Consider the following 22,778-nt stretch of genomic DNA (forward strand, 5'->3'; position numbering starts at 1 on the left):
CGCGATGTTTTTGTAGGACGCGGATGCATGAGATCCGGTTCCTTACGACGCGATTACGCGCCAAGTCTGCCCGAGGGGTCCGACACGTCAAGCCGGGTGCCCGTTCCGTGACCCTGAGCACAGGAAGCGTCTCGGAAGCGTTACAGGAAAAAGAGGAGATCGTGGTGTGAGGCGCGCCGGGCGATCGGATGATCGGTCCGGTGCGGAACCTGGGTGTCCGGCGGAGGCTGTAGCGTGACGTGGCAATGCAGCAAGGCACCGTGAGAACCCGCGGACGCGCGGACAGAAACGACGGCGAGGACTGATGGCACCCGATTCCGAAGCAAACGGCGGCGGAGTTTCGGATGGCTCCGACGCCTGGGGTGTCGGTGGCGTCGTCGGTGACGGACGCTACCGGATGACCTACCGGCTCGGCCGGGGCGGCATGGCGGAGGTGTACGCGGCGGAGGACGTCCGGCTCGGGCGTACGGTCGCGGTCAAACTCCTCCGCTCCGACCTGGCCGAGGACCCGGTCTCCAAGGCCCGCTTCACGCGCGAGGCGCAGTCCGTCGCCGGCCTCAACCACCACGCGATCGTCGCCGTGTACGACTCCGGCGAGGACACCGTGGGCGGCCAGACCGTCCCGTACATCGTGATGGAGCTGGTCGAGGGCCGTACCATCCGCGACCTCCTGCTGACCGCAGAGGCGCCGCCGCCCGAGCAGGCGCTGATCATCGTCTCCGGGGTGCTGGAGGCGCTGGCCTACTCGCACCAGCACGGCATCGTGCACCGGGACATCAAGCCCGCCAACGTGATCATCACGGACTCCGGCGCGGTCAAGGTGATGGACTTCGGCATCGCGCGGGCGCTGCACGGCGCGCAGTCGACGATGACCCAGACCGGCATGGTCATGGGCACGCCGCAGTACCTCTCCCCCGAGCAGGCGCTCGGCAAGGCCGTCGACCACCGCTCCGACCTGTACGCCACCGGTTGCCTGCTCTACGAACTGCTGGCGCTGCGGCCCCCGTTCACCGGCGAGACGCCGCTCTCGGTGGTCTACCAGCACGTCCAGGACACTCCGGTGCTGCCGTCGGAGGTCTCGGACGTGGTGCCGCCGGAGCTGGACGGGCTGGTGATGCGGTCGCTGGCGAAGGACCCGGACGACCGGTTCCAGAGCGCCGAGGAGATGCGGGGGCTGGTCCAGTACAGCCTGCAGATGCTCCAGGTGCAGGGCGGCCACACCGGCACGTGGAACACCGGGCCGGTCGTGCTGGGCGAGGGCGGTCAGACCCCGCCGCACGGGATGACGGGCTCGACCCGGGCCATGGGCCACCCGATGCACGGGGACACCTCGCAGGGGCCGATCCTGCCCCCGATGAACCCGGACGACGGCGGCTACGACGGCGGTCAGCGCGGCGGTGGCCGGCGCAACAAGATGTGGCTCTTCGTGCTGCTCGCGCTGGTCGCGATCGGTGCCGGGGTCGCCTTCGCCATCAGCGCCTCGAAGGACGACGACGGCAACAAGAAGACGCCGATCACGCCGTCCACCTCGGTGAGCTCCTCCGAGGAGGAGCCGTCGGAAAAGCCGTCGGAGGAGCCGACGGAGGAGGAGCCGGAGCAGCCGAGCGACTCCACGGGTGGTCAGACGGAGCCCGAGCCGCCGCCGTACACTCCGCCGCCGACCCAGAGCCAGCCCTCGTTCACCCCGTCCCCGACCCCGTCCGACAACACGGACGCCGGGACGACGGACGGCAACACCAACGAGGGCACCACGGGCGAGCCGAGCGTCGACCCGACCGACCCGACCACCGACCCGGGCACCCCGGGCGGCAACGGCGGCGAGCCCGGCGGCTCCGAAGGCGCGAACGCCGGCGGCAGCGCGGGCAACGCCGGCAACAGCGGCACGGGCGACACGGCCGGCCCGGCGGCGGGAGGCACGACGCCTTAGGGGATGTCCGGCGGCCCGTACAGCGCACGCGTCACATATAAGCGCTCGCGCGGCTCCTGCAGGGGCTCGCGCGCCTCTATGAGCCTCACTCCGTGAACGCCGCGCACACCGCCTCGTACTCACGGGTCCACCACACCGCCAGGGCCGACACCGCGGGGAACTGCGGGTCGGCCCTTCGGTCGTCCAGGCGGTAGCGCCAGCGGAGTATCCAGAAGTCGTTGAGCCGCTCCCACCACACCCGGTGCACGGCGGCGGCCAGTTCGGCCGCGCCCGCGCCCGCCGCACGCCGGTAAGCGCGGGCGTACGCCCGTACCTTCGCCAGGTCCAGCTCACCGCCCGGCTGCACGAAGAAGATGGCCGCCGCCCGGACCGCCTCCTCCGCGCGCGGCTGCACGCCGAGCCGGTCCCAGTCCACGATCGCCACCGGATCGGCGCCCCGGTAGAGCAGGTTGAGCGGATGGAAGTCCCCGTGCACCCACCCGGTGGCGGGCCCGTCCGGCGTCGGCGGCCGGCGGTGCGCATGGAGCTCCAGCAGCGCCCGGCGCTCCACGAGCCGGTGCACGGCCAGCTCGTCGAAGGCGTCACGCGGGGTGTCCCGGGGCCGCTGCCCCCGGGCGACGGCGAGCAGTTCGTCGATCAGCGCGAAGGTGTCGGCGGCGTGCGGACTCCCGTACCCGGCGGCGTGCGAGCTCCCGTACCCGGCGGGTAACGGCCCGTCGGACGGCCCGGGTTCGCCGTCCGTCGGCATGACCTGCTCCAGAGCGGTGTGTACGGCTCCGAGGAGCGTCCCGAGCCGCCGGGACTGGTGGGGGGTGAGCTGGGATCCGACCCGGTGCAGGCCGTCGACCCAGGGGTGCAGGGCGTAGCAGCGGTCGCCGATCACGGTGACGGTGGTGCCGTCCGCGTCGGTCAGCGGCGGGACGACGGGCACGCCGAGCGAGGCCAGCCGCTGGGTGGCGTGGTGCTGGCGCACGATCGTGGCGCGCTCACCGGTGGCGTCGTCGATGTGCTTCTTGTCGAGGTGGTGCTTGAGGAAGTAGGAGCCGCGGGTGGTGGACACGCGGTATCCGTGGTTGAGCAGGCCCTTGGTGATCGGCTCGCAGGCGAGCGGTTCACCGACGTCCGGGTAGCGGCGCAGCACCTCGCCGACCGGCGGAACTGGCGGGCGGGTTACATATGAGCGCGGCACTTACCAAATGGTAGATCACGCTGCGTGGCGGACAACCTGACTTGCGCCGAAGTCAAGAGTGTGCTCCGTGACGAAGTGCGGGTCGACCCGGAGGTAGGCCGGAGCGAAGGGTTCGCCGTTGGCGCGGGCGGGTGCGGAACCGAAGAGTTCTTGCTGCTCAGGGCAGGGATGGACGATCTCGGCGGGTCCGGTGAACTGCACGGACCAGAGGTCTTCGCCCTCGCCCGACGCGTCCGCGTTGTAGTTGTCGGCCCCGTAGGCGACGACGCTGCCGTCGCACGCCTCGTGGTAGCCGAAGCCGCTGTGCATCCGCAGCAGGATGCGGCCGTCGCACACCACGTGCCGGGCCACCGCCAGGAACGGCAGGGCGCGCATGCTGGTGGCCAGGCGGCCGTACGGGACCCGGCGGAGCAGCTCGATCGCGGCCGCAGGGGCGGGCGCACGGTGTTCTTCGGAGGGCATGGGGTCCACTCTCCGGCACACGTAGGGGCCGGGTAAGAGTCCCCGGCCCCGGGTGGCGCGGGACCAAAGTCCCTCAGCCCTCCGTGGCTCAGCGGCGCTCGGCCTGCATCCGGGCCACGTACGCGGCCGCCTGCGAGCGGCGCTCCATGCCGAGCTTGGACAGCAGGCTGGAGACGTAGTTCTTGATCGTCTTCTCGGCGAGGTGCAGCCGCTCCCCGATGACCCGGTTGGTCAGCCCCTCCCCGATCAGGTCCAGGATCTTGCGCTCCTGCTCGGTGAGGTTGGCGAGCCGCTCGTCACCCTTGGCGGTGCCGCCGTCGCGGAGCCGCTCCAGCACCCGGGCGGTGGCGACGGGATCCAGCAGCGATTTCCCGGCGGCGACATCCCGTACGGCATTCAGCAGTTCATCGCCGCGGATCGCCTTGAGCACATAACCCGACGCGCCGGCCATGATCGCGTCGAAAAGGGCCTCGTCATCGGCGTACGAGGTGAGCATCAGGCATTTGATGTTCTCGTCCAGCGAACGGACCTCCCGGCACACCTCCACGCCGCTGCCGTCGGGCAGCCGCACGTCGAGCACCGCCACATCGGGGCGCGTCGCCGGGATCCTGACCAGGGCGTCGGCGGCCGTACCCGCCTCGCCGACCACCTCGATGTCGGACTCGACGGAGAGCAGCTCATGGACGCCACGCCGGACGACCTCGTGATCGTCGAGCAGAAATACCGTGATTTTTCCATCTTCGCGCACGGTCGCAGTCTCACATACTCGCCCCCTCTCCGCTCTTCCCAGCCGCTGATCCGCGGGATAACGTGCCGTTGTTCCGGCGGCCTGCGAGGCTGTTACCAGTGCTGTGACCAGCAGACCTTCCCGATTTTTTCGATTTACTTGGAAATCCAAGCAAAATCGCAGGTCAGATAGGGTTTCGCAGTTATGCGACGCACTGGGTAACGTGCCTATGACAGGGCGTTCGCCGGGACACCTGTCACGCCTGTATCCCGGCCGAGCGGCACCCACCCCGTGCACGGGTCCGGACACAGGCGAGCCGCACTGGTCTCCCGGCAGACCCCGGGGGCCGGACCGACGGAGGAGCACGCACGTGACCGTGGAGAGCACTGCCGCCGCGCGTAAACCGCGACGCGCCAGTAAGCGGACCAGCGCCGCGAAGAAGCCGCAGAGTTCCGAGCCCCAGCTCGTGCAGCTGCTGACGCCCGAGGGCGAACGCGTCGAGCACCCGGACTACAGCATCGACCTGAGCGCGGACGAGCTGCGCGGCCTGTACCGGGACATGGTGCTGACCCGCCGTTTCGACGCCGAGGCGACCGCCCTCCAGCGGCAGGGGGAGCTGGGCCTGTGGGCCTCGCTGCTGGGCCAGGAGGCCGCGCAGATCGGCAGCGGCCGGGCACTGCGCGACGACGACTACGTCTTCCCGACCTACCGCGAACACGGTGTGGCCTGGTGCCGCGGGGTCGACCCCACCAACCTGCTGGGCATGTTCCGCGGGGTCAACCACGGTGGCTGGGACCCGACGGCCAACAACTTCCACCTGTACACGATCGTCATCGGCTCGCAGACCCTGCACGCCACCGGCTACGCCATGGGCGTCGCCAAGGACGGCGCGGACTCGGCCGTGATCGCGTACTTCGGTGACGGTGCCTCCAGCCAGGGCGATGTCGCGGAGTCGTTCACCTTCTCCGCCGTCTACAACGCACCGGTCGTGTTCTTCTGCCAGAACAACCAGTGGGCCATCTCCGAGCCCACCGAGCGCCAGACCCGCGTGCCGCTCTACCAGCGCGCGCAGGGCTACGGCTTCCCGGGCGTCCGGGTCGACGGCAACGACGTCCTCGCCTGCCTCGCCGTCACCCGCTCCGCGCTGGAGCGCGCCCGCCGAGGCGAGGGCCCGATGCTGGTCGAGGCGTTCACGTACCGCATGGGCGCCCACACCACCTCCGACGACCCGACGAAGTACCGGGCCGACGACGAGCGCGCCGCGTGGGAGGCCAAGGACCCGATCCTGCGCCTGCGCACGTACCTGGAGAACTCCGGCCACGCCGACGAGGCCTTCTTCACCGGGCTGGAGACGGAGAGCGAGGCCCTCGGCAAGCGCGTACGCGAGGTGGTGCGGGCGATGCCCGACCCGGAGCCGCTGTCCCTCTTCGAGCACGGCTACGCCGACGGCAACTCCCTCGTCGACGAGGAGCGCGCCCAGTTCGCCGCCTACCAGGCATCGTTCGCCGACTCTCCCGAGGAGGGCAAGTAGCCATGGCCGTGGAAAAGATGTCCATCGCGAAAGCGCTCAACGAGTCGCTGCGCCACGCTCTCGACACCGACCCCAAGGTCCTCATCATGGGTGAGGACGTCGGGAAGCTCGGCGGCGTCTTCCGGATCACCGACGGCCTCCAGAAGGACTTCGGCGAGGACCGGGTGATCGACACCCCGCTCGCCGAGTCCGGCATCGTCGGCACAGCGATCGGCCTGGCCCTGCGCGGCTACCGCCCGGTCGTGGAGATCCAGTTCGACGGCTTCGTCTTCCCCGCGTACGACCAGATCGTCACGCAGCTCGCCAAGATGCACGCCCGCGCGCTCGGCAAGATCAAGCTCCCGGTCGTCGTCCGCATCCCGTACGGCGGTGGCATCGGCGCGGTCGAGCACCACTCCGAGTCCCCCGAGGCGCTCTTCGCACACGTGGCGGGCCTGAAGGTGGTCTCTCCGTCCAACGCGAGCGACGCCTACTGGATGATGCAGCAGGCCGTGCAGAGCGATGACCCGATCATCTTCTTCGAGCCGAAGCGGCGGTACTGGGACAAGGGCGAGGTCGACACCGAGTCCATCCCCGGCCCGCTCCACAAGGCCATCACCGCCCGCGAGGGCAGCGACCTCACGCTCGTCGCGTACGGCCCGATGGTCAAGGTCTGCCTGGAAGCGGCCGCGGCCGCCCAGGAGGAGGGCAAGTCGGTGGAGGTCCTCGACCTGCGCTCGATGTCCCCGATCGACTTCGACGCCATCCAGACGTCGGTGGAGAAGACCGGCCGGCTCGTGGTCGTCCACGAGGCGCCCGTTTTCTACGGCTCCGGCGCGGAGATCGCCGCCCGCATCACCGAGCGCAGCTTCTACCACCTGGAGGCGCCGGTGCTCAGGGTCGGCGGCTACCACGTGCCCTACCCGCCGGCCCGGCTGGAGGACGAGTATCTGCCGGGCCTGGACCGGGTGCTCGACGCCGTCGACCGCTCGCTCGCGTACTGAGGGACAGGGATCGTGACGACGATGACACAGACGTCCGCTCGCTTCCGCGAGTTCAAGATGCCCGACGTGGGCGAGGGGCTCACCGAGGCCGAGATCCTCAAGTGGTTCGTCCAGCCCGGTGACACGGTCACCGACGGCCAGGTCGTGTGCGAGGTCGAGACGGCGAAGGCGGCGGTGGAGCTGCCGATCCCGTTCGACGGCGTGGTGCACGAGCTGCGCTTCGGCGAGGGTACGACGGTCGATGTCGGCCAGGTGATCATCACGGTGGACGTGGCGCCGGGGAGCGATGACGAGGTCCCCGCTCCGGCACCGGTGCAGGAACCGGTGGACGAGCCTGCCGCCCCGGCCGAGGAACCGAAGGGCCGTACGCCGGTCCTGGTCGGCTACGGGGTCGCGGAGTCCTCCACGAAGCGCCGCCCGCGCAAGGGTGCGGCAGCTCCGGAGGCGGCGGCGGTCGCGGCGGCGGTACAGGCGGAGCTGAACGGCCACGGTGCGCCGACGCCTGTCGCTCCCGCCGCTCCGGAGGCTCCGGTGACGCGTCCGCTGGCGAAGCCGCCGGTACGGAAACTGGCGAAGGACCTGGGGATCGACCTGGCGACGGTGGTGCCGACCGGCAAGGACGGCATCATCACCCGCGAGGACGTGCACGCGGCGGCGGCTCCGGCGGCTCCGGCGGCCGCTGAGGCTGTGGCTCCTTCGGTCCCGGCTCCTGTGGTCGCCGAGGCCCCGGCCGTGACGGCTTCGGCGCGCGAGACCCGCATCCCGGTCAAGGGCGTCCGCAAGGCGATCGCGCAGGCGATGGTCGGCTCGGCCTTCACCGCGCCGCACGTCACCGAGTTCGTGACGATCGACGTGACGCGCACGATGAAGCTGGTGGCGGAGCTCAAGGAGGACAAGGAGATGGCAGGGGTGCGGGTCAACCCGCTCCTGATCATCGCCAAGGCACTCCTCGTCGCCATCAAGCGGAACCCCGAGGTCAACGCCGCCTGGGACGAGGCCAACCAGGAGATCGTGCAGAAGCACTACGTCAACCTGGGCATCGCGGCGGCCACCCCGCGCGGTCTGATCGTGCCGAACATCAAGGACGCGCACGACAAGACGCTGCCGCAGCTCGCGGCGGCCCTGGGCGAGCTGGTCACCACGGCGCGGGACGGCAAGACGTCCCCGGCGGCGATGGCGGGCGGCACGGTGACGATCACCAACGTCGGTGTCTTCGGCGTCGACACCGGCACCCCGATCCTGAACCCGGGCGAGTCCGCGATCCTGGCGGTCGGCGCGATCAAGCTCCAGCCGTGGGTGCACAAGGGCAAGGTGAAGCCGCGTCAGGTCACCACGCTGGCCCTGTCGTTCGACCACCGCCTGGTCGACGGCGAGCTCGGCTCCAAGGTGCTGGCGGATGTGGCGGCGATCCTGGAACAGCCGAAGCGCCTGATCACCTGGGCGTAGCGCTCTGACGGTGGGCCCGTACGTTTCCCGGACGTACGGGCCCACCGCCATGTCCGGACCGGTTCACCGTACGGAGAGCTCGGCGAACACGGATTTGCCGACGGTACGGGGCTCGACGCCCCACCGGTCGGCGAGCTGAGCGACGATCAGGAGCCCGCGCCCGTAGTGGTCGTCACCGTCGGGCTGCCGGAGGCAGGGCAGCCGCTCGCCCCGCGGATCGCTGACGGCGACGCGGAGGACGAACTCGGTGAGTGTGAGGTGGACCCGGAAGAGACGTCCTCGGATGGCGCCGTGGAGCAGCGCGTTGGTGGCCAACTCGCTGACGATGAGGGCGGCGTCACCGGCCATCCCCGGGTGCCCCCACTGCAGGACCATCCGGGCGGCCCGATGCCGGCTGAGCGAGACGGCACGAGCGGTGGGCGCGTAGTCGACCCGGTCCTCACGGAGGACGGGTTCGGGGGCGGGTGCTGAGGTCTTCTGGGCTGCGGTCATGGTCGCGTGCCTCCGGGTGGGGGTGGGCGGTGGCTGTGCCGCGGCTGCGCCTGGGCAGGGCGGTGCGCTTCCGCCGTGTTGGCTCCGCTGTGCTAGCGGCGGAACACTGACGGTAGTGGTGTGATTGCTTTCACAGCAACAAGTTTGGGCAGAAAATTCTCTGCTCTAGTTGGTGTTCGAAGGTCAGGGGCCCCAGACTTGGGCCACTCGGCGGAGGGAAAGCGACGTGGCAGGCAACAGTCCTGATCGAGGCCGGACAGTCTCAACGGTGCTGGGACGCCGTCTCGGCGGTGAGTTGCTCCGGATGCGGGAGGCGCACGACATGCGTCAGTCGCACGCGGCGGACGCACTGACGGCGTCGGTCGCCAAGGTTGCCAAGATCGAGCGAGGCCTCGTACCGATACGGGATCCCGACATCCGGGCCTTGTGCCATCTGTACGGCGAGGCCGATGCCGGTGCCGTCGACAGACTGCTGGCCCTGGCGAAGGCAGATCGCGAGCGCCGTAAGGCGAGCGGCTGGTGGAACCAGTACCCGGGGCTTGAGTCCATGGTCGAGTACGTGGCGTTGGAGGACATCGCCAGCAGTCTGCGAACCTGGCAACTCGCCATCGTGCCTGGCTTGTTGCAGACGCCCGACTATGCGAGGGCATTGGCGGTGGGGAACGGCTCCTGGGAGGATCCTGACGAGATCGAACCCTTCGTCGAGGCTCGGATGGCACGACAGGCTCGATTGAGCGGTGACCGTCCACTGGAGTTGTGGGCGGTGATGCATGAAAGTGCTCTGCGCCAACTGGTGGGAGGGCGTCAGGTGATGAGGGAGCAGCTCGGCCATCTGCTTGACATGGCTCGGCAGGCGAACGTAAAGCTCCAGGTCGTGCCCTATCTGGCGGGTGCTCACCCCGGAATGACGAGTGCCTTCACCATCGTGTCGTTCGCTGACCCCGGAGCACTTGACGTGGTCCACATGGATACGACATCGAGCACGCTCTGGCTGGAGAGCGATAATGATGCCGACCGCCACGTCAGACTCTTCGACCGCATCACGCGGCTGGGCCTGGCGCAGCGCAACTCGGTCAGACTGGTCGATGGCATTCTCAAGGAGTTGTAGGCCCTGTGCCCGCGTACAAATTCGTCAGGTCCAGCTACAGCGGCGGCAATGCTGGGCAGGAGTGCGTGGAAGTTGCCCGCAACCTCCCCCGCACCGTCGCCGTCCGCGACTCCAAGCGCCCCCAAGGCCCCGTCGTCACCCTCGCGCCCGCCGCCTGGGGCGCCTTCACGGCCGACCTGCGCCGGCAGCAGCCGTAGGCCCGTACGCCGTCCGAACGGCAAGGGGCTCGGCCCGCACGGTGTGTGCGGGCCGAGCCCCTTGCCGTACAACGCCTGCGGGCTACTTCTTGAACCCGTAGTCCATGAGCTTCTTCGCGTCGGCCGTGCGCGTCGTCTCGCTGGTCGACGTGAGCACCGTACCGATGACCGTCTTGCCGTTGCGCGTCGCGGCGAAGACCAGGCAGTACTTCGCGGTCGGGCCGGAACCCGTCTTCACGCCGAGCGCGCCGCTGTAGCTGCTGAGCATCTTGTTGGTGTTGGTCCACGACATGTAGCGGTAGCCACCGCTCTTCGTCGTGACCTTCTGCTTCGTCGACTTGGTCTTGACGAGCGCGCGGAACGTGGCGTTCTTCATCGCCTGGCGGGCGATGAGCGTCAGGTCGCGGGGGGTCGAGTAGTTCTTCCCACTGCTTATGCCGTCGAAGGAGTCGAAGTTGGTGTTCTTCAGCTTGAGGCTCTTGGCCGTGGTGTTCATCTTGCCGATGAACGACTTCACGCGGGCCGCACGAGTGGAGCCGGTGCCGAACTTGTCGGCCAGCGCGTACGCGGCGTCGCAGCCGGACGGGAGCATCAGGCCGTAGAGGAGCTGCCGGACGGTGACCTTGTCGCCGACGATGAGCCGGGCGGACGAGGCGTTCTTCGAGACGATGTAGTCGCTGTACGCCTTCTGGACCGTGACCTTGGTGTCGAGGTTCACATTCTTCTGCTGGAGCACCACGAGCGCGGTCATGATCTTCGTGGTGGATCCGGTGGAGCGGCGGGTGTCCGCGGCCTTGCCGTAGAGCGACGTGCCGGTGACGCTGTTCATCACGAAGCCGCCCTTGGCGACGATCGTCGGAACCGGCGGCGCGGTGGCAGCCTGCGCCGTCGAAGCGAAGGCGCCGCTCGCCAGCACCGCACCCGCGGTGAGAGCCACGGTGCTCGTGATGGTCACGCGATTGATGCGCTTGATCCCGATTTTCAACTGAACGCTCCAAATGCCCCTGATGTGCGGCCACATATGGGTGCCGCTCGGTGGTGAGACTCCTGCGGCGGGCCAATGGATGCGTTACCGGACGGGTGAATTTGCGCAGCCTTGACCTTGGGCGTCTGAAGCCTCCGGACCTTACCCCGGGGAAACTGATGCGCGTTCATGTACCCGGCTCCGAACGCCGTATTCCGCGCGCTCCTGAAGGCTGCCATTCCGGGCCGGTCCAGAATCCGGACGCCCCTCCTCCATGCGTGCATGTTGTATCTATGCTGTGCGCATGCCTGCCGCAGCCACCGCTCCCGTACAGCCGACGACCACCTCCCTCAAGCAGCCGCCCGCCGCCGAGCGTGTCTACGCGCACATCAAGGAGGCGGTTCTGGACCGTCGCTACGAGGGCGGGACGCTGCTCACCGAAGGCGGGCTCGCGGACGCCGTAGGGGTGTCGCGGACGCCGGTGCGGGAGGCGTTGCTGCGGCTGGAGGTCGAGGGGCTGATCAAGCTCTATCCCAAGAAGGGCGCCCTCGTGCTGGCCGTCTCCGCGCAGGAGATCAAGGACGTGGTGGAGACCCGGCTGCTGGTGGAGGAGTTCGCGGCGCGTAAAGCCGTTCCCGCGTCACCTCAGTTGATCGCGCGGCTCGAACAGCTCCTGGAGGAGCAGCGGCAGCTGGCGGAGGTCGGAGATCTGGCGGAGGTGGCCGTCAAGGACCGCTGTTTCCATGCGGAGATCGTCAAGAACGCGGGGAACGAGATTCTTTCGCGTCTCTACGACCAGTTGCGCGACCGCCAGCTGCGGATGGGCGTCGCGGTGATGGAGGCACATCCGGGCAGGATCGAGGCCAACATCACCGAGCACAGCGAGCTGCTGGAGGCGATCCGGGGCGGCAACGCCGAGGAGGCCGCGCAGGTCGTGCGGCGCCACGTCAGCCGCGTACGGGTGCTGGTGCGGGGTGAGGACCGGTGAGTTCGGCCGCAGCCCCCACGCTCCCCCTGCCCGGTGATCCACCCGGGGGCCGGCGCGCCGCCTGGGTGTGGGGCATCGGCGTCGCCGTCTACTTCGTCGCCATCATCTTCCGTACGAGCCTGGGCGTGGCCGGTCTCGACGCCGCCGACCGGTTCGACGTCAACGCCTCCGCCCTCTCGACCTTCTCCATCCTCCAGCTCCTCGTCTACGCGGGGATGCAGATACCCGTGGGGCTGATGGTCGACCGCCTCGGCACCAAGCGGGTCCTCACCATCGGCGCCGCCCTCTTCACGGTCGGACAGCTCGGGTTCGCGCTCTCGCCCTCGTACGGGATGGCGCTCGCCGCCCGCGCCCTGCTCGGCTGCGGTGACGCGATGACGTTCATCAGCGTGCTGCGGCTCGGCGGCCGCTGGTTCCCGGCCCGGCGCGGCCCGCTGATCGGCCAGGTCGCCGCACTGTTCGGGATGGCGGGCAACCTCGTCTCGACCCTCTTCATCGCGCGGGCCCTGCACAGCTTCGGCTGGACGACGACCTTCGTCGGCAGTGCGCTGGCGGGGGTCGTCGTGCTCGTCCCGCTGCTCCTGTTCCTCAAGGACCACCCCGAGGGCCACGAGCCGCCGCCCGCCGAGCACACGGGCGGTGCGTACGTAGGCAAGCAGATCGCGGCCGCCTGGCGGGAGCCGGGGACACGGCTCGGGATGTGGGTGCACTTCACCACGCAGTTCCCGGCGATGGTGTTCCTGCTGCTCTGGGGGATGCCGTTCCTGGTGGAGGCGCAGGGGCTGAGCCGGGGGACGGCGGGCACGCTGCTCACGCTGGTGGTGCTCTCCAACATGGTGGTGGGGCTCGTCTACGGGCAGATCATCGCCCGCCACCACGAGGCGCGGGCGCCCATCGCGCTCGGCACGGTCGCGACGACCGCCCTGCTCTGGGCGTGCGCGATCTTCTATCCGGCCGACCACACACCGCTCTGGCTACTGACCGTCCTATGTCTGGTGCTCGGCACCTGCGGTCCCGCCTCGATGGTCGGCTTCGACTTCGCCCGGCCGGCCAATCCGCCGGAGCGTCAGGGCACCGCGTCGGGGATCGTCAACATGGGCGGGTTCATCGCCTCCATGACGACGCTGTTCGCCGTGGGAGTGCTGCTGGACACCACGGGCGGCGACTACCGGATCGCCTTCGCCTCGGTCTTCGTCCTGGAGGCGCTCGGCGTCGCCCAGATCCTGCGGCTGCGCCGCCGCGCGGCGCTCAGGGAACACGACCACCACGTCGTGAGCCGGGTGGAGGCCGTGCACGTACCCGCGTGATCCCCGCGGCCGTGCGCCCGGCGGCGCGCCCGCCCGTCCGTGACATCCGGGGCGGGCGCCGCCGAGAAGGGGGAACTACGGGGTGACGGCGAAGTGGTCCAGGATCGCCGTGGCCAGCTCCTGGTCACCCTCGGCCTTGATCCGGTCGGCCACGGCTGCCGGACGGACCCGCCCGCAGGCGAGGCGTACGTACGTCTCCCAGTCCATCGAGAGCGTCACGGCCGGGCCCAGCGACGGCGAACCGTCTATCGAACCGCGGCCCTCCGCGTCGACCCGTACCGTCCGCAGGAACTCCACCGGGCCGTGCACGTCCAGCACCACCGCCGAGTTGGCCGGTGCGCCCGCGTCCTTGGCGACCACCTTCGGCAGCGCGGTGAGCAGGACGTCCCGGGTGATGTGCGCGCCGGGGGAGTCGAGGTTGCCCGGCTGACCGAGCGTCGTCCGCAGATCCTGCTCGTGCACCCAGACGTCGAAGGCCCGCATGTTGTACGCCACTTCGAGGGTCTGCTCGGCGCCGAGCGGCGCGCGGACCGTGGTCTCGGGGGCGCGGGACTCGTTGCGGAGCTGCCGGGCGCGGCGGATGAGGACGTACTCCAGCTCGGACGTCATCTCGGGCGCGGTGTGGTGGCGCCGGACGTCGACCTGCATCTCCATGTAGCGCGCGAAGTCACTCTGTACGTGGTAGAGGTCGCGCGGCAGCGTATGGATGGGCCGAGGGTCGCCGAGCATCTCGCACTCCATGCCGATGACATGCGACACGATGTCCCGCACCGACCATCCCGGGCACGGTGTGCGGCGGTTCCACTCCCCCTCCGCGAGCGGCTTGACCAGGTCGGCTATCGCTTCGATGGAGTGGGTCGCGGAGTCGGCGTAGGTCTGGAGGCTGGGATGGACGGTCACGGGACCCCTCGGCGGTTCTTCGGTGCATGGGCTGGAGAGCAGGGTGTGCCGACTGGCGGGCCGGCACGGACGACGCTGTCGTGGGCTGCGAGCTGCGGGCTACGTGGAGGTTCAGTCGCTTGGGACCGACCGGAACATGGGGGGCGGCGTCGCGGGGCTGGTCACGCGCATCTGCGGCGTTGTCGTCAATCACTATGGCTCCGCCATGCCTCAATCCTCCGCCTTGCAGCTGCACGCGTCCAGCCCCGCTCCTTCTCCCGCCCCCCATGTTCCGGTCGGTCCAAGTTACGCTGCGAGCAGGCACCCCGGCAGTGCTTTCGTGTGACGATCGTAGGCCCGTGTTGACGGCTCGAATGCCAGGACGGTGGTAGTGTGCGCGCCTCCCTCATCCAGATCGCAGTAGACCCGGACGAATCCGTCGAGGCCCGTCGCGAGCGGGCGGCCTCTCTGGTGGTCGGCCAACGCGGCTCCGACCTGGTGGTCCTTCCCGAGCTCTGGCCGGTCGGCGCGTTCGCCTACACCGTCTTCGAGCAGGAGGCCGAGCCGCTCCGGGGGCCGACCCACGAGGTGATGGCGAAGGCGGCCGCCGAGGCCGGGGTCTGGCTGCACGCGGGATCGTTCGTGGAGCGCGCGGCGGACGGCACCCTCTACAACACCGCGCTCGTCTTCTCGCCCGACGGTGAGCGCGCGGCCGTCTACCGCAAGATCCACCGCTTCGGCTTCGACAAGGGCGAGGCGGTGATGATGGGCGCCGGCGAGGAGCTGGTGACCGTGGCTCTGCCGCAGACCACGCTGGGCCTGGCCACCTGCTACGACCTCCGCTTCCCGGAGCAGTTCCGCGGGCTCGTCGACGCGGGCGCCGAGACGCTCGTCGTGTCGGCGGGCTGGCCCGAGCGCCGCCGCGCCCACTGGACGCTCCTCGCACAGGCCCGGGCCGTCGAGAACCAGGCGTACGTCCTCGCCCTCGGCACCTCGGGCACGCATGCCGACGTCCCGCAGGCCGGTCACAGCATCGTCGTCGACCCCTGGGGCGAGGTGCTCGCCGAGGCCGGCGCGGACGAGGAGATCCTGACCGTGGAGTTCGACCCGTCGAAGGTCGGCGCGACGCGGGAGCAGTTCCCGGCGCTGAAGGACCGCAGGCTGGGGCTCGCGCCGCCGGACTGAGACTGCCCTGTACCGGGTTGGGGCGCTTGCTTACAGTGAGCGCCATGGCTGAACCGGGCGATGCCGAATCGACGCTCCTCCGTGGCACGGCGATCTTCGCCGCCGTCGTCACGGTGGTCCTCTATCTCTTCGGCGTCCTGCTCGTCGGCCTGGCGGCCGGCCAGGTCGGATCGGGAGCGGACTCCACCCCCATGCACCTGTGCCGCGATGTGCCGGAAGGCACTCGGGTGGACGCGCAACAGGTGCAGTTCATGCCGCCGCGCTTCCGGTGCCGCACCACCGACGGCCGGGAGTTCACCGGTGGCGTCCCGACCTGGCTCAACCCCACGCTCGTGGTGTCCTTCGCGGCCACCGTCGTCCTCTCCGCGGCCACCGTCGTCCTCTCCGCGGCCGCCTTCGTCCAGGCGGACCGGCGAGCCGCAGCACGCACCTGACTCACGGTCGGCCATGTTTCACGTGAAACGCCCTGTTTCACGTGAAACAACGAACTCCCCCACCCGGCAAGGCGATCAGCCGCCGCTCTCCTTGTCCGCCAGCACGATCACGCACATCGCCACGGCGATCAGCAGCGAGACGTCCGCGTCCTCCCGGACCACATCGATGCCGTACGTGTCCCGGAGCGTCAGCCAGCGCCGCGAGATCTGGGCCAGCAGCTCGCCGTCGTACTCGATGGCGAACTCGCGGTCCAGGATCTTGCCGCTGACGTCCATCTCCGTACCGTCCACCAGGGTCACCCGATAGTGGTTACGGAGCAGCGAGAGCCGCTTGCGCTTGACCGTGGCCAGCTCCTCGCCACCACGCTCGATGAGCATGGTGCCGCGCAGGCTCATCAGCTTCTGCCGCAGCTCCACCAGGACCCGCCCGTCGGCGTCCTTCAGCTCGAAGGTGTCGCGCAGCCGCATGGCCTTGCCGTCGACCAGGAAGACCTTGTGGCCGTCCGTGTCCTCGATCCAGTAGTCGTCACCGATGGCGAACAGGCGCTCACGCACGAGAAGTCTCATACGGCACAGGTTCCCCCGGGCCCCTGCGGAATGCGTGCAGGCGGGATCGGTGTTGACTGGTGGCATGGCAACACGTGCACGCGTCCGCGCTCCCGAACTCATCGGCAAGGGCGGCTGGCTCAACACAGGCGACCGGCAGTACACCCTCTCCGAACTGCGAGGACGCATCGTCATCCTCGATTTCTGGACCTTCTGCTGTGTGAACTGCCTGCATGTCCTCGATGAGCTGCGGGAGCTGGAGGAGAAGCACCGCGACACCGTGGTGATCATCGGCGTCCACTCGCCGAAGTTCGTCCACGAGGCCGAGCACCAGGCCGTCGTCGACGCCGTCGAGCGGTACGAGGTCCACCATCCGGTGCTCGACGACCCCGAGCTGGCCACCTGGAAGCAGTACGCCGTACGGGCCTGGCCGACGCTCGTCGTCATCGACCCCGAGGGCTATGTCGTCGCCCAGCACGCCGGCGAGGGCCATGCGCACGCCATCGAGAAGCTGGTCGCGGAGCTGGAGGCCGAGCACGCGGCCAAGGGCACGCTCCGCCGCGGCGACGGCCCGTACGTGGCGCCGGAGCCGGTCGCCACGCATCTGCGCTTCCCGGGCAAGGCGCTGCTCCTGCCCGACGGCGGCTTCCTGGTCTCCGACACCACCCGGCACCGCCTGGTCGAGCTGGACGCGGACGGCGAGACGGTACGGCGCCACTTCGGCACCGGTGAGCGCGGGCTGGGCGACGGCGGCCCGGACGAGGCCCGGTTCAGCGAACCCCAGGGGCTCGCCGTGCTGCCCGACGGCCGTATCGCCGTCGCGGACACCGTCAACCACGCGATCCGCGCCCTGGACCTCACGACCGGCGCGGTCACGACCCTGGCCGGGACCGGCCGCCAGTGGTGGCAGGGGAACCCGACCAGCGGGCCGGCGCGCGAGGTGGACCTCTCCTCGCCGTGGGACCTGGCCTGGTTCGGTGACCGGCTGTGGATCGCCATGGCGGGCGTGCACCAGCTGTGGACGTACGACCCCGAGGCCCAGGCCGTACGGGTCGCCGCCGGGACCACCAACGAGGGCCTGGTCGACGGGTCCGCCGCCGAGGCCTGGTTCGCGCAGCCGTCCGGGCTCGCGGTCTCCGCCGACGGCGAGCGGCTCTGGGTCGCGGACTCCGAGACCTCGGCCCTGCGCTGGGTCGACCGGGACGAGCACGTGCACACCGCCGTCGGCACCGGCCTCTTCGACTTCGGCCACCGCGACGGCGCCGCCGCCCAGGCGCTCCTCCAGCACCCGATCGGCGTGACCGCGCTGCCCGACGGGTCCGTGGCGATCTCGGACACGTACAACCACGCGCTCCGCCGTTACGACCCCGCCACCGACGAGGTCACCACGCTCGCCACCGATGTCCGCGAGCCCAGTGACGCGGTGCTGGTCGACGGCGACCTGGTCGTCGTCGAGTCGGCCCGCCACCGTCTCACCCGCCTCCGCCTGCCGGAGGAGGCCGTACGCGTCGCCGAGCAGGCGCATCGCACCCAGCGCGCCGCCACCGAGATCGCGCCGGGCACGCTCCGTCTCGACGTGGTCTTCCAGGCACCGGCGGGCCAGAAGCTGGACACCCGGTACGGCCCTTCCACCCGGCTGCTGGTCTCCGCCACCCCGCCCGAGCTGCTGGCGGACGGCTCCGGCGCGGGCACGGACCTCGGGCGCGACCTGGTCCTCGCGGACGGGGTCACCGAGGGCGTGCTGCACGTCTCCGCGATGGCGGCGTCCTGCGACGACGACCCGGCCAACGAGTACCCGGCCTGCCACGTCCACCAGCAGGACTGGGGCGTTCCGGTCCGTGTGACGGCTCAGGGAGCGGCCCGGCTGCCGCTGGTGCTGGCGGGCATGGACGAGCAGGGCTGACGGGTCTGCCGACCGTGTGTGGGCAAGGCATGTGCCTTGCCCACACAGGTCAGTGGTAGCGGTGCTCGTCGTCCTGCACGACCGTGGTGGTGGGCGGCACGATCATGCGACGACGGCGCGCGATGCTCATGTAGACGAACACCCCGATGAGGCCGACGAGCATCATGATCCAGCCGACCAGGTCGAGATTGATCCCGTCGGCCTTCCAGTCGGTCGCGAATGCCAGGATCGCGCCACCACCGATCAGAAGAATGCATCCTCCGAGTCCCATGATTCCCGCCTCCTCGACGATCCGGTGCATCCGGACCGGTGTACGGGTCGGGTACCCGGCCAGGCAACAACCATGTGCGAGGCGGACGTTGAACGCGGGTGTCAGTCCGTCAGGAACGCCGTGAGCGCGTTGGCCAGCAGATACGGGTCGTCGGCGCCGCACAGTTCCCGCGCGCTGTGCATGGAGAGGATCGCGACCCCGATGTCCACGGTCATGATGCCGTGCCGGGCCGCGGTGATCGGGCCGATCGTCGTGCCGCACGGCATCGAGTTGTTGGAGACGAACGTCTGCCACGGCACGCCCGCCCTCTCGCAGGCGGCGGCGAACACCGCGCGGCCGCTGCCGTCGGTGGCGTACCGCATGTTGACGTTGACCTTGAGGATCGGCCCGCCGTTGGCGACCGGGTGGTGCGTCGGGTCGTGCCGCTCGGCGTAGTTGGGGTGCACGGCGTGGCCGGTGTCGGAGGAGAGGCAGACCGTCCCGGCGAAGGCGCGGGCGCGGTCCTCGTACGTACCGCCCCGGGCGAAGACCGAGCGCTCCAGCACCGTGCCCAGCAGCGGCCCGTCGGCGCCGGTGTCGGACTGGGAGCCGTTCTCCTCGTGGTCGAAGGCGGCCAGGACGGGGATGTACGGGAGTTCGCCGTCGGGCAGTTGGGCGACGGCGGCCAGCGCGGCGGTCGCGGCGTGCACGGAGAGCAGGTTGTCCATCCGCGGCCCGGCGACCAGCTCGCGGTCCCGGCCGAGGTAGGACGGCGGCTCGACGGGGTGCGGCATGAGGTCCCAGCCGGTGACGTCCTCCGCGTCGACGCCGGCCTCCTCGGCGACGAACCGGATCAGGTCGCCCTCGGCCACCTCGCCGAGACCCCAGATCGGCTGCATGTGGCGCTGCCGGTCGAGCTTGAGGCCGTCGGTGTTGGCCGACCGGTCCAGGTGCACGGCCAGCTGCGGCACCCGCAGCAGCGCCCGGTCGATGTTGACGAGCCGGTCGGTGCCGTCCCGCAGCGAGATCCGGCCGGCCAGGCCCAGGTCCCGGTCGAGCCAGGTGTTCAGCAGCGTGCCGCCGTAGATCTCGACGGCGACCTGCCGCCAGCCGTGCGACCCGGTGTCGGGCAGCGGCTTGACCCGCAGGTTCGGGGAGTCGGTGTGCGCGCCGACGATCCGGAACGGCGTGTGCGCGACCGCGCCCTCCGGCACGTACCACGCGATGATCGCCCCGCCGCGGAGCACGTACTTCCCGCCGGTGCTCGCGTCCCAGGCATCGGTCTCCGCGACCTGACGGAATCCGGCTACCTCCAGCCGGGCTGCCGCGTTGGCCACGGCGTGGTACGGGGACGGGCTCGCCGCCAGGAAGGACATCAGATCATCGGTGTGCGCACGGTCGAACCGGTGGCGAGAACTCATGGTCTTCACTGTATCGAGACAGCCAGATCCGGAATCCGGTGACCGGTGACCGGTGGGGTGGTGCCCCGGGGGCTACAGCTCGTCGATCGCGGTCAGGTCGATGTCGATGTCGTACGGCGCGGAGAGTTTGAGGCGGTCGTGGTGGACGCCGGTGGAGACATACGTCTTGTTGACCGGATCCAGTTCATAGGTGATGACCATGGGGCGGTCCCTCTCACCGGTCATCTCGACGAGCCAGAAGTGCTTGATGCCCGCCGCCGCGTACGTGTGCGGCTTGGTGTCCCGGTCGCGGTCCTCGGAGTCGGGGGAGACGACTTCTACGGCGAGGAGGACGTCGGCGGCCTGGTAGCGGTGGTGCGCTGGTCGCCGTCGGCGGCTGCGGTCACCACGAGGAGGTCGGGCTCCGGGGCATTGCGCTTGCCGAGCACGACGGCCATCTCTCGACGCACGCGCAGGTCGTCCGGGACGTGCTGTCGCAGCCCCTGCTCCAGCAGATACATGGCCAGCGTGTGGAACTTTCGCTGCGGACTCACGAAAACCAGGTTCCCGTCGATCAGCTCTGTGTGCGGCGGGAGGTCGTCAAGCGCGAAGAAATCGTCCACGGTGTAGCCGTCCGGTGGCGGGACCGGCCACCCGGGGTTGGCGCGCCGCTGCTGCGACGCTTCGGACTGTGCCTCGGCGGTCATGGTTCCTCCCGTGGAAGGGATCCTGGCCCGTGCACTCAGCGTACCCAGCTGATACGACAGCGCCGCCATCCGAACGAATTCCGGATGGCGGCGCATGTTGACGAAACAGGCGAGCGATTCCCTAGAACGCGGCCTCGTCCAGCTCCATCAGGGAGTTGTCGACGCTCTCGGCGAGCGCGCGCTCGGCCGAGACGCCCGGGAGGATGTTCGCGGCGAAGAACTTCGCGGCGGCGATCTTGCCCTGGTAGAAGGCGACGTCCTTGGCGGAGGCGGTCGGCAGCTTCTCGGCCGCCACGGTCGCGCCCTTGAGGAGCAGGTAGCCGACGACGACGTCGCCGGAGGCCATCAGGAGGCGGGTCGTGTTGAGGCCCACCTTGTAGATGTTCTTGACGTCCTCGCCGGTCGCGGTGAGGTCGGTGATCATCGTGCCGACGATCGCCTCCAGGTCCACGGCCGCCTTGGCGAGCGAGTCCAGCGCGGGTGCCAGCTCCTCGTTGCCCTGGGCGCTCGCGAGGAACTTCTTGATCTCCTCGGAGAGCGTGTTGAGCGAGACGCCCTGGTCGCGGACGATCTTCCGGAAGAAGAAGTCCTGGCCCTGGATCGCCGTCGTGCCCTCGTAGAGGGTGTCGATCTTGGCGTCCCGGATGTACTGCTCGACCGGGTACTCCTGGAGGTAGCCCGAGCCGCCGAACGTCTGGAGCGACTGCGCCAGCTGCTCGTAGGACTTCTCGGAGCCGTACCCCTTCACAATCGGGAGCAGCAGGTCGTTGAGGCCGTTGAGCGCCTTGGCGTCCTCGCCCGCGGCCTCCTTCTCCTGGATCGCGTCCTGGACGGTGGCCGTGTACAGCACGAGGGAGCGCATGCCCTCGGCGTACGCCTTCTGCGTCATGAGCGAGCGGCGCACGTCCGGGTGGTGCGTGATGGTGACCTTGGGCGCCGTCTTGTCCATGAACTGCGACAGGTCCGTGCCCTGGACACGCTCCTTGGCGTACTCCAGCGCGTTCAGGTAGCCCGTGGAGAGGGTGGCGATGGCCTTCGTGCCGACCATCATCCGGGCGAACTCGATGATGCGGAACATCTGGCGGATGCCGTCGTGCTTGTCGCCGATGAGCCAGCCCTTGGCGGGGTGGCGGTCGCCGAAGGTCATCTCGCAGGTGTTGGAGGCCTTGAGGCCCATCTTGTGCTCGACGTTCGTCGCGTACACGCCGTTGCGCTCGCCCAGCTCGCCGGTGGTCCAGTCGAAGTGGTACTTCGGGACCAGGAAGAGCGAGAGGCCCTTGGTGCCGGGGCCGGCGCCCTCGGGGCGGGCCAGCACGTAGTGGAGGATGTTCTCGGACATGTCGTGCTCGCCCGAGGTGATGAAGCGCTTCACACCCTCGATGTGCCAGGAGCCGTCCTCCTGCTGCACGGCCTTCGACCGGCCGGCGCCGACGTCGGAGCCGGCGTCCGGCTCGGTCAGCACCATCGTCGAGCCCCACTGCTTCTCGACGGCGATCTCCGCGACCTTCTTCTGCTCCTCGGTGCCCTCCTCGAAGAGGATGCCCGCGAAGGCCGGACCGGAGGAGTACATCCACACGGCCGGGTTGGCGCCGAGCAGCAGCTCCGCGTAGCCCCAGATCAGGGAGCGGGGCGCGGTGGTGCCGCCGATCTCCTCGGGCAGGCCCAGGCGCCAGTACTCCGAGTCCATGAAGGACTGGTACGACTTCCTGAAGCTCTCCGGGACCGGCGCGGTGTTGGTCTCCGGGTCGAAGACCGGCGGGTTGCGGTCGGCGTCGGCGAAGGAGTCGGCGAGCTCGTTCTCCGCGAGGCGGGCGATCTCCTCCAGGATGCTCTTCGCGGTGTCGACGTCCATCTCCGCGAACGGACCGGTGCCGTACAGCTTGTCGCGCCCGAGCACCTCGAAGAGGTTGAACTCGATGTCGCGGAGATTCGACTTGTAGTGCCCCATGGGAAGGCTCCGTAATCAATAGCAGTGGCGCGCAGCGCCCCGGGGAGTGATGCGGGTCGGGCGACAGGCAGACGGCGGAACAGCGGTTCGGTACAGCGTTCGGTACAGACAGACGCGGGTGTATCAGCTGACCTCTACGATGATGCTACCCGTCAGTAATAAGGCGCAACCCCTCAAGCCGTAGATGTGTCCGATTACTCTTTGC

The 22,778-nt window shown here is 69.5% G+C and carries 21 protein-coding genes and 1 pseudogene; 11 read left to right on the plus strand and 11 right to left on the minus strand.

Annotated features, from left to right (window positions below):
* Positions 1-304 precede the first annotated feature (304 nt).
* A complete protein-coding gene (locus ACIRR8_RS10080) occupies positions 305-1,927 on the plus strand; it encodes a protein kinase (RefSeq protein ID WP_404061472.1) in 1,623 nt (540 codons plus the stop codon).
* 85 nt (positions 1,928-2,012) lie between these two features.
* Here ACIRR8_RS10080 and ACIRR8_RS10085 read toward each other — a convergent pair whose 3' ends face one another.
* The 3 genes from ACIRR8_RS10085 to ACIRR8_RS10095 form a co-directional block, all read right to left on the minus strand.
* Positions 2,013-3,068: a phosphotransferase gene (locus tag ACIRR8_RS10085; RefSeq protein WP_404062549.1), complete on the minus strand. Its 1,056-nt coding sequence runs from the start codon at positions 3,066-3,068 to the stop codon at positions 2,013-2,015.
* 63 nt (positions 3,069-3,131) lie between these two features.
* Positions 3,132-3,578, minus strand: coding sequence for a pyridoxamine 5'-phosphate oxidase family protein (locus ACIRR8_RS10090; protein ID WP_404061475.1), 447 nt, complete (start codon positions 3,576-3,578; stop codon positions 3,132-3,134).
* Between the two features lie 88 nt (positions 3,579-3,666).
* Complete coding sequence (locus ACIRR8_RS10095; protein WP_404061477.1) at positions 3,667-4,326, minus strand: response regulator; 660 nt, start codon at positions 4,324-4,326, stop codon at positions 3,667-3,669.
* 349 nt (positions 4,327-4,675) lie between these two features.
* Between ACIRR8_RS10095 and pdhA the strand changes: the two genes are divergently transcribed.
* Genes pdhA through ACIRR8_RS10110 form a run of 3 tightly spaced genes read left to right on the plus strand, consistent with a single transcriptional unit; the run spans position 4,676 to position 8,265 of the window.
* Positions 4,676-5,836, plus strand: a complete 1,161-nt coding sequence (gene pdhA / locus ACIRR8_RS10100; protein WP_404061479.1) for a pyruvate dehydrogenase (acetyl-transferring) E1 component subunit alpha — start codon at positions 4,676-4,678, stop codon at positions 5,834-5,836.
* Between the two features lie 2 nt (positions 5,837-5,838).
* Positions 5,839-6,819 carry an alpha-ketoacid dehydrogenase subunit beta gene (locus tag ACIRR8_RS10105; protein ID WP_404061481.1) on the plus strand — a complete coding sequence of 327 codons (981 nt, stop codon included), beginning with the start codon at positions 5,839-5,841 and terminating at the stop codon, positions 6,817-6,819.
* A 12-nt stretch (positions 6,820-6,831) separates the two neighbouring features.
* Positions 6,832-8,265: a dihydrolipoamide acetyltransferase family protein gene (locus tag ACIRR8_RS10110; RefSeq protein WP_404061484.1), complete on the plus strand. Its 1,434-nt coding sequence runs from the start codon at positions 6,832-6,834 to the stop codon at positions 8,263-8,265.
* Positions 8,266-8,328: 63 nt separating this feature from the next.
* Here ACIRR8_RS10110 and ACIRR8_RS10115 read toward each other — a convergent pair whose 3' ends face one another.
* Positions 8,329-8,757: an ATP-binding protein gene (locus ACIRR8_RS10115; RefSeq protein WP_404061487.1), complete on the minus strand. Its 429-nt coding sequence runs from the start codon at positions 8,755-8,757 to the stop codon at positions 8,329-8,331.
* A 226-nt stretch (positions 8,758-8,983) separates the two neighbouring features.
* Here ACIRR8_RS10115 and ACIRR8_RS10120 point away from each other — a divergent pair, with 226 nt between their 5' ends.
* Together ACIRR8_RS10120 and ACIRR8_RS10125 are read left to right on the plus strand one after the other, a co-directional pair.
* Entirely contained in the window at positions 8,984-9,865 is an 882-nt protein-coding gene (locus ACIRR8_RS10120) for a helix-turn-helix domain-containing protein (protein ID WP_404061489.1), read from the plus strand.
* 5 nt (positions 9,866-9,870) lie between these two features.
* On the plus strand, positions 9,871-10,062 hold the full coding sequence (locus ACIRR8_RS10125) for a DUF397 domain-containing protein (protein ID WP_404061492.1): 192 nt from the start codon (positions 9,871-9,873) through the stop codon (positions 10,060-10,062).
* An 82-nt stretch (positions 10,063-10,144) separates the two neighbouring features.
* On the opposite strand, the gene ACIRR8_RS10130 is transcribed toward ACIRR8_RS10125, so the two are convergent.
* The gene (locus tag ACIRR8_RS10130; RefSeq protein ID WP_404061494.1) at positions 10,145-11,047 is read right to left on the minus strand and encodes a D-alanyl-D-alanine carboxypeptidase family protein; all 903 of its coding nucleotides are present in this window, start codon (positions 11,045-11,047) and stop codon (positions 10,145-10,147) included.
* A 283-nt stretch (positions 11,048-11,330) separates the two neighbouring features.
* On the opposite strand from ACIRR8_RS10130, the gene ACIRR8_RS10135 reads away from it, so the two are divergent.
* Positions 11,331-12,014, plus strand: coding sequence for a GntR family transcriptional regulator (locus ACIRR8_RS10135; protein ID WP_404061497.1), 684 nt, complete (start codon positions 11,331-11,333; stop codon positions 12,012-12,014).
* Positions 12,011-13,321 (plus strand): nitrate/nitrite transporter, encoded by a 1,311-nt coding sequence (locus tag ACIRR8_RS10140; RefSeq protein WP_404061499.1) that lies wholly within the window; start codon positions 12,011-12,013, stop codon positions 13,319-13,321. The genes ACIRR8_RS10135 and ACIRR8_RS10140 overlap by 4 nt, the downstream gene beginning before the upstream one ends.
* Before the next feature lie 75 nt (positions 13,322-13,396).
* On the opposite strand, the gene ACIRR8_RS10145 is transcribed toward ACIRR8_RS10140, so the two are convergent.
* Complete coding sequence (locus ACIRR8_RS10145) at positions 13,397-14,221, minus strand: maleylpyruvate isomerase family mycothiol-dependent enzyme (protein ID WP_404061502.1); 825 nt, start codon at positions 14,219-14,221, stop codon at positions 13,397-13,399.
* A gap of 372 nt (positions 14,222-14,593) precedes the next feature.
* On the opposite strand from ACIRR8_RS10145, the gene ACIRR8_RS10150 reads away from it, so the two are divergent.
* Positions 14,594-15,385, plus strand: coding sequence for a carbon-nitrogen family hydrolase (locus tag ACIRR8_RS10150; RefSeq protein WP_404061505.1), 792 nt, complete (start codon positions 14,594-14,596; stop codon positions 15,383-15,385).
* 44 nt (positions 15,386-15,429) lie between these two features.
* Positions 15,430-15,819, plus strand: coding sequence for a hypothetical protein (locus ACIRR8_RS10155; RefSeq protein ID WP_404061508.1), 390 nt, complete (start codon positions 15,430-15,432; stop codon positions 15,817-15,819).
* Between the two features lie 75 nt (positions 15,820-15,894).
* On the opposite strand, the gene ACIRR8_RS10160 is transcribed toward ACIRR8_RS10155, so the two are convergent.
* A complete protein-coding gene (locus tag ACIRR8_RS10160) occupies positions 15,895-16,386 on the minus strand; it encodes an LURP-one-related/scramblase family protein (protein WP_404061510.1) in 492 nt (163 codons plus the stop codon).
* A gap of 64 nt (positions 16,387-16,450) precedes the next feature.
* On the opposite strand from ACIRR8_RS10160, the gene ACIRR8_RS10165 reads away from it, so the two are divergent.
* The gene (locus ACIRR8_RS10165) at positions 16,451-18,268 is read left to right on the plus strand and encodes an NHL domain-containing thioredoxin family protein (RefSeq protein WP_404061512.1); all 1,818 of its coding nucleotides are present in this window, start codon (positions 16,451-16,453) and stop codon (positions 18,266-18,268) included.
* Positions 18,269-18,317: 49 nt separating this feature from the next.
* Here the strand turns inward: ACIRR8_RS10165 and ACIRR8_RS10170 are convergent, their stop codons facing one another.
* The 4 genes and pseudogenes from ACIRR8_RS10170 to ACIRR8_RS10185 all read right to left on the minus strand — a co-directional run bounded on the left by ACIRR8_RS10170 (position 18,318) and on the right by ACIRR8_RS10185 (position 22,573).
* A complete protein-coding gene (locus ACIRR8_RS10170) occupies positions 18,318-18,539 on the minus strand; it encodes a DUF6458 family protein (RefSeq protein ID WP_404061514.1) in 222 nt (73 codons plus the stop codon).
* A 101-nt stretch (positions 18,540-18,640) separates the two neighbouring features.
* Entirely contained in the window at positions 18,641-19,939 is a 1,299-nt protein-coding gene (locus ACIRR8_RS10175; protein ID WP_404061517.1) for a M18 family aminopeptidase, read from the minus strand.
* A 72-nt stretch (positions 19,940-20,011) separates the two neighbouring features.
* Positions 20,012-20,625: pseudogene (locus ACIRR8_RS10180) on the minus strand (Uma2 family endonuclease).
* A 121-nt stretch (positions 20,626-20,746) separates the two neighbouring features.
* Complete coding sequence (locus ACIRR8_RS10185; RefSeq protein ID WP_404061519.1) at positions 20,747-22,573, minus strand: acyl-CoA dehydrogenase; 1,827 nt, start codon at positions 22,571-22,573, stop codon at positions 20,747-20,749.
* Positions 22,574-22,778 lie beyond the last annotated feature (205 nt).

The sequence above is a fragment of the Streptomyces sp. NPDC101178 genome (assembly GCF_044767965.1).
Classification (GTDB): Bacteria; Actinomycetota; Actinomycetes; order Streptomycetales; family Streptomycetaceae; genus Streptomyces.